Source organism: Streptomyces sp. NPDC021100 (genome assembly GCF_044333095.1).
Lineage (GTDB): Bacteria > Actinomycetota > Actinomycetes > Streptomycetales > Streptomycetaceae > Streptomyces.
This window is the reverse complement of the sequence record NZ_JBIRQH010000017.1, coordinates 23,241-38,727: the sequence shown is the minus strand read 5'-3', so window position 1 is coordinate 38,727 and position 15,487 is coordinate 23,241. Positions and strand designations below refer to the sequence as shown.

General features: G+C 74.9%; 11 protein-coding genes. 4 read left to right on the top strand and 7 right to left on the bottom strand.

The features are described from left to right. Nucleotides 1–12: 12 nt before the first annotated feature. Nucleotides 13–1,371, top strand: a complete 1,359-nt coding sequence (locus ACH4PU_RS26400; RefSeq protein WP_398276891.1) for a carbohydrate ABC transporter permease — start codon at nt 13–15, stop codon at nt 1,369–1,371. Beyond that, nucleotides 1,368–2,279, top strand: a complete 912-nt coding sequence (locus tag ACH4PU_RS26395; protein WP_398276888.1) for a carbohydrate ABC transporter permease — start codon at nt 1,368–1,370, stop codon at nt 2,277–2,279. Before ACH4PU_RS26400 ends, ACH4PU_RS26395 begins: the two co-directional genes overlap by 4 nt. 57 nt (nt 2,280–2,336) lie before the next feature. On the opposite strand, the gene ACH4PU_RS26390 is transcribed toward ACH4PU_RS26395, so the two are convergent. Then, nucleotides 2,337–3,824: a glycosyltransferase family 39 protein gene (locus tag ACH4PU_RS26390; protein WP_398276885.1), complete on the bottom strand. Its 1,488-nt coding sequence runs from the start codon at nt 3,822–3,824 to the stop codon at nt 2,337–2,339. 353 nt (nt 3,825–4,177) lie between these two features. On the opposite strand from ACH4PU_RS26390, the gene ACH4PU_RS26385 reads away from it, so the two are divergent. Then, nucleotides 4,178–5,836: a glycosyltransferase family 2 protein gene (locus tag ACH4PU_RS26385; protein ID WP_398277237.1), complete on the top strand. Its 1,659-nt coding sequence runs from the start codon at nt 4,178–4,180 to the stop codon at nt 5,834–5,836. 212 nt (nt 5,837–6,048) lie between these two features. On the opposite strand, the gene ACH4PU_RS26380 is transcribed toward ACH4PU_RS26385, so the two are convergent. The 6 genes from ACH4PU_RS26380 to ACH4PU_RS26355 are packed head-to-tail and all read right to left on the bottom strand — an operon-like array spanning nt 6,049 to nt 14,723. Further along, nucleotides 6,049–7,224: a glycosyltransferase gene (locus ACH4PU_RS26380; protein ID WP_398276882.1), complete on the bottom strand. Its 1,176-nt coding sequence runs from the start codon at nt 7,222–7,224 to the stop codon at nt 6,049–6,051. Further along, on the bottom strand, nt 7,221–10,013 hold the full coding sequence (locus ACH4PU_RS26375) for a CDP-glycerol glycerophosphotransferase family protein (protein ID WP_398276879.1): 2,793 nt from the start codon (nt 10,011–10,013) through the stop codon (nt 7,221–7,223). Before ACH4PU_RS26375 ends, ACH4PU_RS26380 begins: the two co-directional genes overlap by 4 nt. A 3-nt stretch (nt 10,014–10,016) precedes the next feature. After that, the gene (locus ACH4PU_RS26370; protein ID WP_398276876.1) at nt 10,017–11,252 is read right to left on the bottom strand and encodes a glycosyltransferase 87 family protein; all 1,236 of its coding nucleotides are present in this window, start codon (nt 11,250–11,252) and stop codon (nt 10,017–10,019) included. Continuing rightward, nucleotides 11,249–12,766: a hypothetical protein gene (locus ACH4PU_RS26365; RefSeq protein WP_398276873.1), complete on the bottom strand. Its 1,518-nt coding sequence runs from the start codon at nt 12,764–12,766 to the stop codon at nt 11,249–11,251. The genes ACH4PU_RS26370 and ACH4PU_RS26365 overlap by 4 nt, the downstream gene beginning before the upstream one ends. 10 nt (nt 12,767–12,776) lie before the next feature. Further along, nucleotides 12,777–13,586: a polyprenol monophosphomannose synthase gene (locus ACH4PU_RS26360; RefSeq protein WP_398276870.1), complete on the bottom strand. Its 810-nt coding sequence runs from the start codon at nt 13,584–13,586 to the stop codon at nt 12,777–12,779. A gap of 57 nt (nt 13,587–13,643) precedes the next feature. Then, on the bottom strand, nt 13,644–14,723 hold the full coding sequence (locus ACH4PU_RS26355) for a sugar phosphate nucleotidyltransferase (RefSeq protein WP_398276867.1): 1,080 nt from the start codon (nt 14,721–14,723) through the stop codon (nt 13,644–13,646). 118 nt (nt 14,724–14,841) lie between these two features. Here ACH4PU_RS26355 and ACH4PU_RS26350 point away from each other — a divergent pair, with 118 nt between their 5' ends. Then, a complete protein-coding gene (locus ACH4PU_RS26350; RefSeq protein ID WP_398276864.1) occupies nt 14,842–15,414 on the top strand; it encodes a GtrA family protein in 573 nt (190 codons plus the stop codon). Nucleotides 15,415–15,487: the final 73 nt, after the last annotated feature.

Genomic DNA, 15,487 nt, shown 5'->3' with positions numbered 1-15,487 from the left:
GGGCCCGGTCCCATGAGCTCCGTCACGACGGGGGTCCCACCGGGCCCCGGCACCGTGCCGCCGGCGCGCACACCACGGGGACGGCGGACCGTCCTGGGCACCCGCCCCTGGGTGGCCGCGCTGTTCCTGCTGCCCGCGCTGGCCCTGCTGGGCGCGCTGGTCGTCTACCCGATCGGCTGGTCCGTCCACCGCAGCCTCTTCGACGCCTCGGGCGACGGCTTCGTGGGGCTGGACAACTACCACGAGGTCTTCTCCGACGACCGGATCCGCACCGCCCTGAAGAACAACGTCATCTGGGTCGTCGTCGCCCCCAGCATCGCCACCGTCCTCGGCCTGATCTTCGCCGTGCTGACCGAACGGGTGCGCTGGGGAACGGCGTTCAAGATGATCGTCTTCATGCCGATGGCGATCTCCATGCTCGCCGCGGGCATCATCTTCCGCCTGGTGTACGAGCAGGACCCGGACCGCGGCGTCGCGAACGCCGTGTGGGTCGGCATCCACGACACCTTCTCCGACCCCGCGCCCTACCCGGGCGCACGCCCTCGGCCCAACGGCGACCTGGCCGCCGCCTCCGACGGCTCGTTCACCTCCAAGACGGTGCTGCGGCAGGGCAGCCCGGCGGCGGTGCCGCTGGTGGCGGTGAAGCCGGAGGACGCCAAGGGGGCGCGCGACGCCGTGGCCGCCCGGCCCGAACCCGGGAAGGTGACGGGCACCGTCTGGCTGGACTTCGTCCGGGGCGGCGGCGGCACGCCGGGCCGGATCGACCAGGGTGAGAAGGCCCTGTCGGGCATCACCGTGCAGGCCGTGAAGGACGGCCGGACGGTGGCATCCGCCACCACCGCCGCCGACGGGACGTTCACGCTCCCGGCGAAGGCCGACGGCGCCCGGCTGCGGCTCCCGGCGGACAACTTCGCCGAGCGCTACAGCGGCGCCGAATGGCTCGGCCCGACGCTGGTCACCCCCTCGATCATCGGCGCGTACATCTGGATGTGGGCCGGCTTCGCGATGGTGCTCATCGCAGCGGGCCTGGCGGGCGTGCCCCGCGAACTCCTGGAGGCCGCCCGGGTGGACGGCGCCAACGAGTGGCAGGTCTTCCGCCGGGTCACGGTGCCGCTGCTGGCACCCGTGCTCGGGGTCGTCGTCATCACGCTGGTGATCAACGTCCTGAAGATCTTCGACCTCGTGTACATCATCGCCCCCGGCTCCAGCCTGCCCGACGCCAACGTGCTGGCGCTCCAGCTCTACCAGTCGTCCTTCGGCACGGCCGTCAACCAGGGGCTGGGCAGCGCCATCGCCGTGCTCCTGCTGTTGCTGGTGCTGCCGGTGGTGATCGTGAACATCCGGCGCATGCGTAAGGAGCGGCGGCGATGACCACTGCGGACCCCCTCACCGGCGCACCCGCGCCCTCCGCCGGTTCCGTGCGGCGCCGACGGTCCCTGCCCGCCCGGCTGGCCTCCCGCCTCGGCGGCGGCGTCACCCGGTTCTTCCTCGTCGCCGTCGGGCTGTTCTGGCTGATGCCGACGGTCGGACTGCTCCTCTCCTCGCTCCGGGACCGGTCGGACATCGCGGCCTCCGGGTGGTGGAAGGTCTTCAGCCACCCGGGGCAGCTGACGACGTCGAGCTACGACACGCTGTTCCACAACGACAAGGTGATGCACTCGCTGCTCACCACCACCTTCATCACCGTGCCGGCGACGGTCCTGGTGATCCTCGTCGGCGCGTTCGCGGGCTACGCCTTCGCCTGGCTCGACTTCCCGGGCCGGGACTGGTGGTTCATGGCCGTCGTCGCCCTCCTCGTGGTGCCCGTCCAGGTCGCCCTCATCCCGGTCGCGAAGCTCTTCAACACGCTCGGCATCTTCGAGACGACCGTGGGCGTGGTGCTCTTCCACACGGCGTTCGGGCTGCCGTTCGCCATCTTCCTGCTGCGCAACTTCTTCGCCGAGATCCCCCGCGAACTCCTGGAGGCGGCCCGGCTGGACGGCGCGGGCGAGTTCCGGCTGTTCTTCCGGGTGGTGCTGCCGCTGGGCGGGCCGGCCATCGCCTCCCTGGGGATCTTCCAGTTCCTCTGGGTGTGGAACGACATGCTGGTCGGGCTGATCTTCGCGGACAGCGCCAACCCCCCGATCACCGTGGCGCTCCAGCAGCAGGTCCGGCAGTTCGGCGACAACGTGGACATCCTCGCCTCGGGCGCCTTCCTCTCCATGATCGTGCCGCTGGCGGTGTTCTTCGCCTTCCAACGGCAGTTCGTCAGCGGTGTGATGGCGGGCGCGGTGAAGTAACGCGGCACCCGGCGGGAGGAGCGGCCGGACGAGCGCCGGCCGTTCCTCCCCCGCCGGTCACGGCCCCCGCCCCCGCCGCGGGCCGCAGTGGTACTCCGAGACCGAGCCGCCGCGCACGTACACCGTCGACTCCGGCCGCTCGCGGCACAGTTCGGCCAGCACCCGGGTCTTGGCGGTCTCCGCGCGCTGGGCGCGGAACCAGCGGCCGCCGACGGTGGTCGTGTCCGACACCACCCACACCGGCCGGTCCGCCGGCAGCGCGGCCAGCCGTGCGCGCAGCTCCGCCGCGCCGGCCTCCTCCCCGTAGAGCGTGCCGGAGGCGGCGGCCGAGCGCCCGAGGGTGAGGTCCCGCAGGCCGGTGAACTCCTCCGGGTAGAACAGGGCTATCCGCCGTTCGTGGTGCGGCAGGAACAGCACCGCGTCCCCCGGCCGCGCCAGCCGCCCGAGCGCCCGGGCCACCCCCGCCGGTTCGTCCCCGCGACTGCCCGGCAGCCGTTCGCGCTGCTGCTGGGGCAGCTGCCACAGGAACCCGGCCGCCACCAGGACCGCCCCGGCCGCCGCCACCGCCCGCCGCCCGGGCAGCGCCCCCAGCACCCGCTCCAGCCCCGCGGCGGCCAGCAGCGGGACACCCGCCAGGCTGAACAGCAGGTACCGGTCCAGGAACAGGGGCGTGCGCTGCGACGCGGCGTAGAGGAGGACGGGCGGGACGACCGCGAGCGGCAGGGCCACCGCGTTCAGCGGGAGCCGCCGCGCCCCGGGCGGGCCGGTCCGCGGCAGCGGCGCCAGCAGGGCGAGCACGGCCAGCGCCAGTGTCGCGCCGGCGACGAGGCCGGTGGGGCCCGTGAAGGCGAGCACGAGCCCCTTCGCCTCCGCGTATCCGGGCGTCCGGATCCAGGAGACCTGCGCGCTCTGCCGCCGGGACAGCACCGCCAACGGTGCCACCGCCGCGCACGCGGCGAGAGCCGCGCACAGCCACCCGCGCCAGGTCCGCCACGGCACCCGGGAGCCGAGGAGGGTCAGCCCGTGCGCCGCGAGCAGCAGGATCGCGAACTCGTGCAGCAGGGAGGTGACGGCGACGGCGGCCCCGTAGCCGGCCCAGCGGAGCCCGGTCCCCTGTTCGGCGGCCCGCACCAGCAGCCAGGTGGCCCCCGCGGCGCCCGCCGCGACCAGCGCGTAGGAGCGCCCTTCCTGGGCGTAGTACCCGACGAACGGGGTGACCGCGTACGCCAGCCCGGCCCACAGCCCCACCCGGGGCCGCGCGAGCCGGCACCCGATCGCGGCGACGAGGGCCGCCGCCCCGGCCGCCGCGACGACGGAGGGCAGCCGCAGCGTCACCTCGTCGTCGTGCACGGCCATGACGGCGTGCATCAGCAGGTAGTACAGGCCGTGGACGAGGTCGATGTCACGGAGCAGCTTGAAGATCTCCGGCAGCGACCGGCGGGCCACCTGAAGGGTGGCCCCCTCGTCGCGCCACACGGTCCCACGGTCCAGCCCCCACAGACCGAGGACGAGCATCACCCCGGCCGGCAGCAGGACGGCCGCCATCGCCGCACGTGAGCGGTCCGCGCGGCCCGCGCCCCCGGCTGTCCCGTCCGGCCGCCCCCGCGCCCGTCCGGGCGGCGGATCACCCCCGCCGTCCCGCGCCCCGGGCACCGGCCCGGCCGCCGCTCCCGCGCCGCCCCCCTTCCCGACGACGCCCTCTCCGGCACCGTCTCCGCCGTCCGCGCGGTCCCCGGCCGCGGCCCCGGAACCGCCCCGCCCGGTCAGCACCGCGCGCAATGGCCCCCGCACCATCGCCTCCCCCTTCCCGTCCGTGATCAGCGACCCGCGCCCGGCACACCCGGACCCAGAATCACCCGATTCATCCCTCTTAACCGATAAAAATGTCTTTCGTGACAGTGAACGAGAGCGGAACCCCTGCCCTGCCACACGCTCCCGGCACCCTGCCCACCGGCCTCGTCACCGTGATCGTCATCGGCTACGACGACGCCTCCCACATCGCCACCGCCGTGCGGTCGGCCCTCGCGCAGGGCCCCGCCGTCGCCGAGGTCATCGCCGTCGACGACGCCTCCACGGACGGCACCGGCGCCGTCCTCGACCGGCTGGCCGCCCGCGACCCCCGGCTCCGGGTCGTCCACCGCGCCGTCAACAGCGGCGGCTGCGGCACCCCGCGCAACGACGGCGTCCGGGCCGCGGGGACGCCCTATGTGATGTTCCTCGACAGCGACGACGTCCTCCCCGAGGGCGCCGCGGAGACGCTCCTGGCCGCCGCCCTCCGCCACGCGGCACCCGTCGCCGCCGGCCTGTGCGTCCGCCGGGAACTCCCCCAGCGCCTCGACACCCGCTGGCAGCCCGGCCTCTACCGCGCCGCCGCCCTGCACCCCTCCCCCGAACACCATCCCGCGCTCCTCCACGACACCCTCTGCGTCAACAAGCTCTACGACCGCCGCTTCCTCACCGAGCACGGCGTCACCTTCCCCGAAGGGGCCTATCCCTACGAGGACTTCGTGTTCAGCGCCCGCCTCCTCGCCGCCGCCCCCCGCATCGCGACCGTCCCCGACACCGTCTACGTCTGGCACGTGCGGCGCGGCGCCCGCCGACCGTCGATCTCCCTGGACCGGGACCGGATCGGCAACTGGCACGCCCGGCTGCGCGCCCACCGGCGCGGGGTGGAGATCTACCGTGCGGCCGGCCTGGACCCGCTCGCACACGCCGCCCGGGTGAAGTTCCTCGACCACGACCTGCGCATGTACGTCCGGGAGCTGCCCGCCCGCGGCGACGGCTACCGGCACGCCTGGTGGCGCGCCACCCGCGAGTGCCTGACCGGCTATGCCGAGGCCGAACTGGCCGCGGCCCGGGCCCCCGCCCGCTGGATCGCCCGGGTCGTCCTGGCCGCCGCGGACCCGCGCGACCTGGACCGCCTCGCCCAGCTCGCCGCCCACCCGGCCCGGCTGCTGCCGCCCTACGCCCGGGCCGGTGACCGTCCCGTCTGGGCGGACGACCTGCCCGCGGTCACCCTCGACGGCCTCGTCGGCCCCGGCGCCGCGCCCGCCCGCCGGCTGCCGGTGACCGTCGACGCTACGCTCCGCCTGCTGACCGGCCCGCCCCGGGCCGAGCTCCGGCTCCGCGTCCACGAACTCTACGGACGGCTCGCCACGGCCCGCCCGCACACCGTGGACCTCGAACTCCGGCCGCGCGGCGGCGGAACGGCGCTCGAAGTCCGTGCCCCCCTCTCGCCCGACGGCCCCGACTGGACCGCCCGGCTGTGGGTCGGCCTGGCCTCGCTGGCCGCGCCGGGCCACGGCCACCGGCCGCGCACCTGGGACCTGCGGGTCCGGCTGCACTGCGCGCACGGCGGCGTCATCCGCACCGCCGTCCGGGCGGCCGGCGGCACCCTGGGCCGCCGCGCCCTGCCGAGCGCCCGCCACGGGCTGCTGCTGGTGCGCCCGTACGCGGCGGCGAACGGCTCGCTCTCCCTGCGGGTCGCCGCCGGACTGCGGTGCGCCCTGCTCCTGGCCGCGCGTCGGCTCCGCCGCCGCCGAACCGCCCGTCCGTAATGACCGGAACGACCGGAACAGACCCGCCACGTCCCGCCCGGACCGGGCCCCCGCCGCCCTCTCACGCCGACACCACGGAGAACCGCCCCGGCACCAGCGAGACCGAACACCGCCACCCGTACCCGCCTTCCGGCGCCACCGCGAGCCGCGCCCGTCCCCCACCCTCCGAACCGTCCGACGACACCACCGAAGACCACCCCCGCGCCCCGCTCTCACCGGTCCACCTCCTCGAACAGCTCCTCCCACCGGTCCAGCACCCCCGGCAGCGCCAGTGGCGCCACGTGCTCCCGCGCGGCCCGCCCGTACCGCTCCCGCAGCCCCGCGTCCCGCACCAACTCCCCCAGCGCCGCGGCCAGAGCGTCCCCGTCCCCCGGCGGCACCAGCACCCCGGTCCGCCCGTGGTCCACCAACTCCCGCACCCCTCCCGACAGATCGAAGCTCACGCACGGCACCCCGCAGGCGGACGCCTCCGCCAGCGCCATGGGACGGCCCTCGCACTCGCTGGTGAGCGCCACCACGGACAGCTCCCGGTAGGCGGCGGCCATGTCCCGCACCGTGCCCCGGAAACGGACCCGTTCCGCGATCCCGTGCCGTACGGCGCGTTCCCGAAGGGCCGCCTCCTCCGGGCCGTCCCCGAAGAAGTGCAGCTCCCAGTCCGGCCGCCCGGCGCAGGCCGCCGCGAACGCGTCGACGAGGCGGTCCAGCCGTTTGACCGGATCGAGCCGGCCGACCGCGCCGACGCACCGGGTGTCCAGCGGCGCCGGCGGACCGGGGGCGAAGGGGAGCGGATTGGGCACCACCGCCGCGTTGGGCAGACGCCGGCGGCGGAACTCCTCGGCGTCCGGTTCACTGAGGAACACCGCCTTCTCCAGGGCCGGGTAGTGCCGCAGGATCAGCCGGAGGTTCGCGGACGCCGCGGCCTGCGCGAAGGACTCGTGGTACTGGCCGACGGCCTTCAGATGCCGGTGGTCCACCGTCCGCAGCCAGTCCGCCGCCCACGGCGACCCGATGACGACGTAGCCGTGCGGTACGGCCGCGAACCGCCGGGCGAGCCGCTCCCGGGCCCGCTCCCCGTCCCGCCGCGCGGCGCGCAGGGCCCGCAGCCGGGACGGCCGCAGCCGCTCGGCCGGGGTGACGGCGTCCCGGGCGGGCGCCGCCGGCATGCGGTGCAGCGTGGCCCGGCGGTACGCGGGACGCGCGTGGTAGGTGTGCGGTTCGGGGCTGGGCCGGATGCCGATCAGCTCCACCCGGTGCCCGCGCTCCGCGAAGCCCTGGGCGAGGGTGTGCAGGACCCGCTGGGAGCCGCCCATCGAGTCCACGTCGATGCCGACCAGGAACAGGTTGCGGCGGGAGGCGGCGGAACCCCTGCTCCCCGGCGGCCGGTTCATCGCGCGCCCCCGGTGAAGAAGAGGTCGACCACGGCCTTGGCGGCCCGCCCGGTCTCGTACGGGTTGAACCGCGCCCGGAACCGCTCGTACGCCCCCGCCCACTCCTCCCGTACGGCGCCCAGGTCCCGCAGCGCCGCGGCGAGTTCACCGGTCTCGGTGAGCAGCGGCCCCGGGGCGATGTCCGTCAGCTCGTAGTAGGTGCCGCGCAGGGTGGACCGGTAGGCCGGGTAGTCGTCGGCGTAGAGCAGCACCGGCCGGCCCAGGTTGACGTAGTCGAACATCACGGACGAGTAGTCGGTGAGGAGCGCGTCCGAGACCAGCAGCAGGTCGTTCAGGTCGGCGAACTCCCGCCCGTCGCGCACCGCGTGCCCCACCTCCCGGGCGACCGTGAACCGCTCGTAGTAATGCGGCCGGACCACCACCGTCCACTCGTCTCCCACCCGGCGCACCAGCTCCTCCAGGTCCACCCGGATCGACTCGCCGCTGGCCCGCGCGCCGTCACGGAAGGTCGGCGCGTAGAGCAGCACCTTCTTCCCCTCGGGGATTTCGAGCCGCTCGCGGGCGGCGGCGGCGCGCTCGCGCTGGGCGGGCTCGTTCCACCGGACGAGGACGTCGTTGCGCGGGAGACCGGTGCGCAGCAGCTCGCCGCCGTAGGCGTTGCCGCGCACAAAGGTGCGTTCGAACTCCTCGCTGGGGGCGATGAGGGCGTCCCAGCGGTCGACCATGGCCCGGTGCCGCGCCCGCCGGGCGGGCCCGGCGAGCCGCAGCTCGGGGGCGTCGTAGCCCATGTGCTTGAGCGCCTGGCCGTGCCAGGTCTGGAGGTAGCGGGTGCCGGGGTGCTTGGGGATGTGGGCGGGGAAGCCGTGCGAGTCGATCCAGTAGCGGGCGCGGGCGACCGTCCGGACGTACTCCCAGCTGCCGCGCCGGACCAGCGGTACGCCCTTCGGATAGCCGGCCCGGCTGCCGGTGTACGACCAGACGGCGTACAGCGGGAGGTCGCGGCGGAGCAGCTCCTCGTGGATGTAGCGGGGGCTGTCGGCGTAACCGCGGCCCTCCAGGGCCTCGAAGACGACGAGCTGTTCGTCGACGGGGAGCCGGTGGAGCTCGTGGGAGACGAGCGCCTTGGCGCCGGGCCCGGTGGCGCGGCGGGCCAGCCGCGCGCAGCGGGCGCGGACGGGTTCCAGGTGCGGGGCCAGGACTTCGGCGCGGGCCCGCGGGCCGGTCCGCTCCCACCGGATCTCCAGCCGTCCCGGGCCCCCGTCCTCGCAGCCGACGCGGACGTCGTGCCCGCCGACGCGGGCCCGCAGCGCGGGCCGCCCGGTGGGGGCGAGGAGGGGGTCGGTGCGGCGCAGCCCCAGCCGCCCGAGGGTCACCACCGGATGGCGCCGGCCGGTGAAGCCCTTGGGGCCGAGCGGCACCCGGGCCAGGTCGAGGACGAGCTCCGCGCTGCGGACACCGGCGTCGTCGGGCGCCGGGGCGTAGCCGAAGGGGACGACGAGGGGGGCGGCCCGGGCGGTGACGCGGAGTTCGGCCGTGACGTCGGCGGGCCCGGCGAGGAGTCCGCCCGGGTCGTAGGTGCGCAGGGTGATCCGCAGCCGGGTGCCGTGCGGTTCGACGAGCGTCACCTCGTGGCGCAGCGGGCCGGTGGTGAAGGGCTGGGCGTCCAGGTGCCAGTCGGTGACGTCGAGTGCTGCGGCCTCCCGGGCGTCCGCGGGCGCGGTGCCGCCCCAGTAGGTGCGCCCCTCGTGCCGGACGACGCGGCGCGGGGCGATCCGCGGCCGGTCGAGGGTGCGCGCGCACTCGGCGGCCTCGGCGAGGCGCCCGGCGCTCAGCAGGTACTGGCAGATCCGCTGCTCCCGGGGGAGGGCCTCGACCGCCCGCGGGTCGACGTCGGCCAGGAAGGGGGTGACGACCTCCGCGAACCGCTCGGTCCACCGCCGGTCCCGGAACGGGAGGTCGCCGAGGTGGAGCCGCAGGGCGTGGCGGAGGAACGCCTCGTCCTTGGCCGGTCTGAGCTCCGTGCGGCCCACCTCCTCCAGGAAGGCGTCGGTCAGCCGGGAGGCGGTGACGCGGTCCTCGACATTGCGGATGCGGTGCCGGCTGGAGGAGATGGAGAGGGTGGCCGGGTCGGCGGCCAGCCGCCAGGTGTAGACGGACCAGGGGACGACGGCGAAGCGTTCGGCGAGCGTGTAGGCGCGGGCGCTGAAGTACAGGTCCTCGTAGTGGATGTCCTCGGGGAAGCGCAGCCGGTGACGTGCGAGGAAGCCGGCGCGGTAGAGCTTGTTGGTGGAGAGGTGGTCGAGGAAGTACTCGGGGGCCGACTCGATGCCCTCCACGACGCGGGGTTCGGAGAACAGGCGGGGGTACCAGAGGCCGGTGGTGCCGGTGGCCTCGTAGAGCCGGGTGACCTCGCCGGTCACCAGGTCGGCGCCGGTCCGTTCGGCGGTGAGCAGCAGCGATTTGCAGGCGTGGTACGGCAGTTCGTCGTCGCTGTCGAGGAACATCAGGTACGGCGCGCGGGCGGCGTCGATGCCCGCGTTGCGCGGCGCCCCGCAGCCGCCGCTGTTGACGGGCAGCCGGAGGCCGCTCACCCGCGAGTCGGCGGCGGCCAGCCGGCGCACCTGCTCGGGGGTGCCGTCGGTGGAGCAGTCATCCACGACGATCACTTCGAGGTTGCGCAGCGACTGGCCGAGGACGGACCGCACGGCGCGCGGCAGCCGGTCCTCGTCGTTGTGGACGATGACGACGACGCTGACGTCGGGGACGGGACGCGGGGGCGCGGCGGGCACAAGTCACCTCATCTCGGAAGGATCCCGGGGACCCGGATCACTACTCAGAGAGTAGACGGCGCCACTGACAGTCACCGGCCGGGCGGTCCACGGACGGCTCCGCCAGGCGCTGACCGCGAGCACCGCCGCCATCCCGGTGAACATCACGATGTCCTTGAAGGCGTGCCGCCGCGCGCTCCCCAGCTCGGGCCAGGGCACCCCGGCGAGCTGCGGCAGCAGGGCCATCCAGAACCACACCGAGCGCGCGGCGGCGCCCCGCACCACCACCGACGCGACCAGCGCCGGCACGATCACCAGGGCGTAGTGCAGGAAGGACGGCCGGGACACCAGGAACGCGGCGAGCATCAGCAGCGCCCCGCACTCGACGAGCCGCAGCGCCTCGTCACCGCCGCGCCGCCAGCGCAGCCGGGCGACGGCGAGCACCGCCGCGGCGGCGCAGGCGGCGAAGACGAACGCCAGGTGGTGGGGGACGCCGAGGCGGGGCAGGACGGCGGTCCACGAGGCGTCGAAGGGCGCGGCGTAGTCGTCCTGGCCGTGCAGCAGGAACGGCAGCGTCTTGGTGAGGAACAGCCCCGGCCGGGGCATGGCGAGTGCCGCCGCGAGGGAGATCGCCGCGGGCAGGGCCACCGCCCAGGCCAGCGCCCGCCACCGCCGGGCGAGGACGAAGAGCAGCAGCAGCGGCACGAGCATCGGCTTGAGCGCGACGGCCAGGCCGACGGTGACGCCGGCCGCGGTCCAGCGGCCGCGGAGGGCCAGCAGCAGTGCGGCGGGGAAGGCCACGGCCGAGGCTGCCGTCCAGTTGCCCAGGTGGACGATGCTCTGGAAGGGGAGGAAGAGGCCCAGTCCGGCGGTCAGGGCGGCGGCGAGCCGGCTGTCCGCCCGGACGCCGAAGATCCGCAGGGCGAGCGCGACGCCGGCGAGCACCAGGGCGGCGGTGGCGAACGGCACCGCGCGGGACAGCGTCGCGTTGCCGAACGGCGCCTGCGGCAGCGCCGCGAACACCGCGCCCGGCAGGTAAAGGAACCGTTTGTCCGCGTACGGCGAGCCGCCCTCCAGCAGGGCGCGGGCGGCCCGGACGACGACCGCGTTGTCCATGCCCGCCCGGCGGACGCCCAGCATCCGCCCGGCGCTCAGCACATAGACCAGCAGGGCCGCCGCCAGTACGGGCCACGAGGCCCGGCCGGCGATCCAGCGCGCGAAGCCGTCCCGGGACGGAGGCCCGTCGTCCGGCGCACTCATCGTTCCACCTCCAGCAACATCAGTCCTCCGGGGCCCCGGGCGGCACGCCGCAGGGCCGGGTCGTCGGGCGGCAGGCCGGGCCCGCCGTCCTTCTGCAGCACCCACCGCGCCCCGTACTCCCGGAGGGCGCCCAGCCGTTGCGCGCGCGTGGCGGAGGGCGCGAAATAGCGGCGTGTCACCGTCCTGCGCTCCCGTTCATCGGGGAGGAACACGTCCGGGTAGGCGGGGGCGACGGTGTACGGCCCGTAGGCGGGCAGCATCCGCAGCGCGTGGTAGTCGTCGGTCATGACCGTCTCCCCGGCCGGCACCCGCGCGGCCGCCCAGGTGAACGACGGCCACGGGGCGATGGACGGGACGTGCGCCCGGACGATCCGGGCGGCGCGGGCCGGCAGGGCGTAGGCCACGGCCCCGGCCTGGACGCACGCTCCCACCAGGAGGGCGGCGGCGGTCGCCCCGGCGAGCAACGGCCCAGCCCGGCGGCCGGTCCGCCCGGCCGCCTCCACCGCGAGGGCCAGTTGGGCGGGGAGCAGCACGGCGGGCAGGATCCGCCCCCACGACCAGTGACCCGTCAGCCCGCCCGCCGCGAACACCGCCGCGCCCAGGGCGAACAGGAGGACCAGCGGATCGCGCCGGTCCCGCCGCCATCGCACACAGAGCGCCACCAGTCCCAGGGTCACCAGGCAGAACTTGGACACCAGATGCTGGTAGAGCGGCCGATGGATCGCCTCCAGGCCGTCGGCCCCGGACAGCGCGGTGAACGGGTAGTACGGCCACGCCGCGAGCACCGCGCCGGCGAGCAGCGCGCCGGCGCCCACCCGGAGCCAGACGGCGCGCGCGGGAAAAGGCCGCGCCCCGAGAAGCACCGACACCACCCCCAACGCCGTGACGGCCCCCGTGAATTGGTGCACCAGCAGCACCAGGGCAAGCAGCAGCCCCAGCCCCAGAAACCGGACCGTCCCCCACCGCTCGCCGACCGCCCGGCGCAGCAGGGCCCACAGATGCAGCGCCAGCCCCAGCGCCAGCGTGCTGGGATAGGCGACGGTCAGGGCCAGCGAGGTCAGGCCGGGCACCCCGCTCCAGGCGAACAGCCGGGTGCCGTACAGGAAGAGGACGCACAGCAGCGCCAGCGGCACCGCCGCCCGCCGGCCGGTCAGCGTCCGGACGAACGCGCGCACCCCGGTGCCCAGCACGACGAGCCCGGCGAGCGCGGCGAGGTGCAGCACGGCCAGCGCGCTCGCCCCGGTCGCCGCCGCGAGCAGCGCCAGCAGGACCATCCAGGGCGAGTAGTAGGGGCTGGGCACGTCCGCGTCCACCAGCGGATGCCCCGGGTGCAGCGGGTCCGCGCGCAGCCGTTCCACCACGGCCGCGTGCATCCCCAGGTCGCCGGCCCACGGCAGCCGCACCACGGCGGCCAGCAGCAGCGCGGCCGGGACCAGGGTGACCAGCAGCAGGGCGCGGTACGGCAGATCCGTCGCGGCGCCGGCGGCCGGCGGGGCCTCCGTCCGGGTGGTCACGGCGCGCGGCTCAGCGGGCCCGCCCACCGCTCGAACGCACCTCCTTGGCCCGCAGCCGCCAGGGCATCGCGACCGATTCCAGCTGCACCGCCAGGCTCATCTTGGACTCCCCCGCCGTCCGGTCCTCGAAGTGGATCGGCACCTCCACCACCGTGAACCCGGCCCGCAGCGCCCGGTACTTGGCCTCGACCTGGAAGCTGTAGCCCGCGCTGTCGACGGTGTCGAGGTCGAGGGAGCGCAGCGCCGCCGCGCTCCACAGGTTGAAGCCACCGGTGATGTCGCGCAGCCGGGTGCCGAGGATGGTGCCCGCGTAGGCGTTGGCCCAGCGCGAGAGCAGTCTGCGGTGGGCCCCCCAGGCGGCGGACAGCGTGCCGCCGGGCACGTACCGGCTGCCGACGACGACGTCCGCCCCGGTGGACAGGGCGACGCCCAGCATCTCGGCGACCTTGCCGACCGGGTGGCTGCCGTCGGCGTCCATCTGCAGGACGTACGCGGCACCGTCCTCGACGGCCCGCGCCATGCCGGCCGCGTACGCCCGCCCGAGGCCCTCCTTGGTGGTGCGGTGCAGCACGGAGACGCGGCGGCGGCCGGGCTCGTGGTACTTCTCGGCCAGCTGGTCGGCGACTTTTCCGGTGCCGTCCGGACTGTCGTCGTCCACGACCAGCAGCCGCAGTCCCTCCAGCGGCAGCGCCATCAGCGCCTCCGCCATCATCGGGAGGTTCTCCGCCTCGTTGTAGGTGGGCATCACCACGGTGGTCACCGTGCGGGCCCATTCGGCGGGCAACGGGGTCAGGACGGCGGGGGTGTGCGGAACGCTCATGGGCTGTCCTCTTCGGTAGGGGGCGGTGGCGGGGCGTACGGAACGACGGGTCCCCGTTCAGGCGGCGCCGAAGCGGATGGCGGCGTCGGGAATGGCGGTGCCGCACCAGACACGGGCCCCTTCGCGCAGCTCGTTGTCCGCTCCGATTTCAGCGTGATCGCCGATGACGGCGCCGTCCAGGACGGTGCGCGGCCCCACCCGGGCGGCTGTGCCGATCATGGACGCCCGGATCCGCGCCCCCGCCTCGATCCGGGCTCCGTCCAGCACCACGGACCCGGTGATCTCGGCACCGGCCCCGACCCGGGCCCCCGCGCCGACGACCGTCCCGCCGGCCAGCCGGGCCCCGGGCTCGACGTGGGCGCCGGGCAGCACCAGGTGCTCGCCCGGTTCGCCCGGTACCGCCGGGGACCGGACGATGCCGCGCACCAGGTCGGCGGAGGCCTGGATGAACGACGCGGGCCGGCCCAGGTCCAGCCAGTACGACGCGTCGACGACGCCGTGCAGCAGCGCGCCGCCGTCCAGCAGCCCGGGGAAGGTCTCCCGCTCGACGGAGACCGGGCGGCCGGCGGGGATGGTGTCGATGACCTCCCGCCGGAAGACGTAGCAGCCGGCGTTGATCTGATCGGTGACGATCTCGTCCGGGTGCCGGGGCTTCTCGGTGAAGGCGAGCACACGGCCGTCGGGGCCGGTGGGGACCAGGCCGTACGCCCGGGGGTCGGCGACCCGGGTGAGGTGCAGGGTGACGTCGGCCTGGGCCTGCTCGTGACGTCTGAGCAGGGCGGGGATGTCGAGGCCGGTGAGGATGTCGCCGTTGAAGACGAGCACGGGTTCGCCCGGCCGGGTGGTGAGCGCGTCGGCGGCGCCCCGGATCGCCCCGCCCGTGCCGAGCGGCTGGTCCTCGGTGACGTAGGTGAGCCGCAGGCCGTAGGCGGAGCCGTCGCCGAAGTACGGCTCGAAGACCTCGGCGAGGTACGAGGTGGCCAGCACGACGTGGTCGACGCCGGCCGCCCGCGCCCGGGCGAGCTGGTGGGCGAGGAACGGCACCCCCGCGGCGGGGACCATGGGCTTGGGTGTGTTCAGCGTGAGCGGCTGGAGCCGAGTGCCCTTGCCACCGACGAGCAGTACTGCCTCTGTCATGCCACTGTCCTCGCGCATCGTCGTCGCATCGTCGCACTGCGTTAGTTTTCGCGGGAAATTACACTACAATCGGCTGTCTGCGTGCAATGTCCGCTATGCGTGGCGACCGTTTCGGGAGATGCCCTTGCGACAGACGACGGCAAGAGGGAGACGCCTGCCCGGTGCGGCGAGGCTGTTGGCGCTCGGACACGAGTTCGCGAAATTCGGCACCGTCGGGGTGCTGGGGATCTTCGTCAACTTCGGCGTCTTCAACCTGTGCCGGGGCATCACCCGGCTCCCCGTCGTGCGGTGCAGCGTGGTCGCCACCGTCGTCGCCATCGCCTTCAACTACCTGGGCCTGCGGTACTTCACCTACCGCGACCGCGACAAGAGCCACCGCAGCAGGGAGGTGCTGCTCTTCGCGGTCTTCAGCGCCCTCGGCCTGGTCATCGAGAACGGCGTCCTCTACATCGCCACCTACGGCTTCGGCTGGGGCTCGCCGTTCCAGAGCAACCTCTTCAAGTTCCTCGGCATCGGCACCGCCACCCTGTTCCGCTTCTGGGCGTACCGGGCCTGGGTCTTCCGGACGCTGCCCCGCCACGGGCCGCGGCACGGCCGCTCTCATGCCGCGCCCGATCACGACGTGCCCGCAGGACCCGCCGGGTCCGACCCGGCCGCGTACCGCCCCGAGACCACCGCACCTCCACCGTAGGAACCACCGGCCCCCCAGGACAGCAGGGCCGGGCGGCCGGGCCGCCAACACCGGCGGAACCGGCAGGAACGCG

Coding starts and splice junctions, on each gene's coding strand:
- ACH4PU_RS26395 (WP_398276888.1), top strand. CDS start 1,368: ATGACCACTGCGGACCCCCTCACCGGCGCACCCGCGCCCTCCGCCGGT.
- ACH4PU_RS26370 (WP_398276876.1), bottom strand. CDS start 11,252: ATGAGTGCGCCGGACGACGGGCCTCCGTCCCGGGACGGCTTCGCGCGC.
- ACH4PU_RS26390 (WP_398276885.1), bottom strand. CDS start 3,824: ATGGCGGCCGTCCTGCTGCCGGCCGGGGTGATGCTCGTCCTCGGTCTG.
- ACH4PU_RS26380 (WP_398276882.1), bottom strand. CDS start 7,224: ATGAACCGGCCGCCGGGGAGCAGGGGTTCCGCCGCCTCCCGCCGCAAC.
- ACH4PU_RS26355 (WP_398276867.1), bottom strand. CDS start 14,723: ATGACAGAGGCAGTACTGCTCGTCGGTGGCAAGGGCACTCGGCTCCAG.
- ACH4PU_RS26350 (WP_398276864.1), top strand. CDS start 14,842: ATGCCCTTGCGACAGACGACGGCAAGAGGGAGACGCCTGCCCGGTGCG.
- ACH4PU_RS26360 (WP_398276870.1), bottom strand. CDS start 13,586: ATGAGCGTTCCGCACACCCCCGCCGTCCTGACCCCGTTGCCCGCCGAA.
- ACH4PU_RS26400 (WP_398276891.1), top strand. CDS start 13: ATGAGCTCCGTCACGACGGGGGTCCCACCGGGCCCCGGCACCGTGCCG.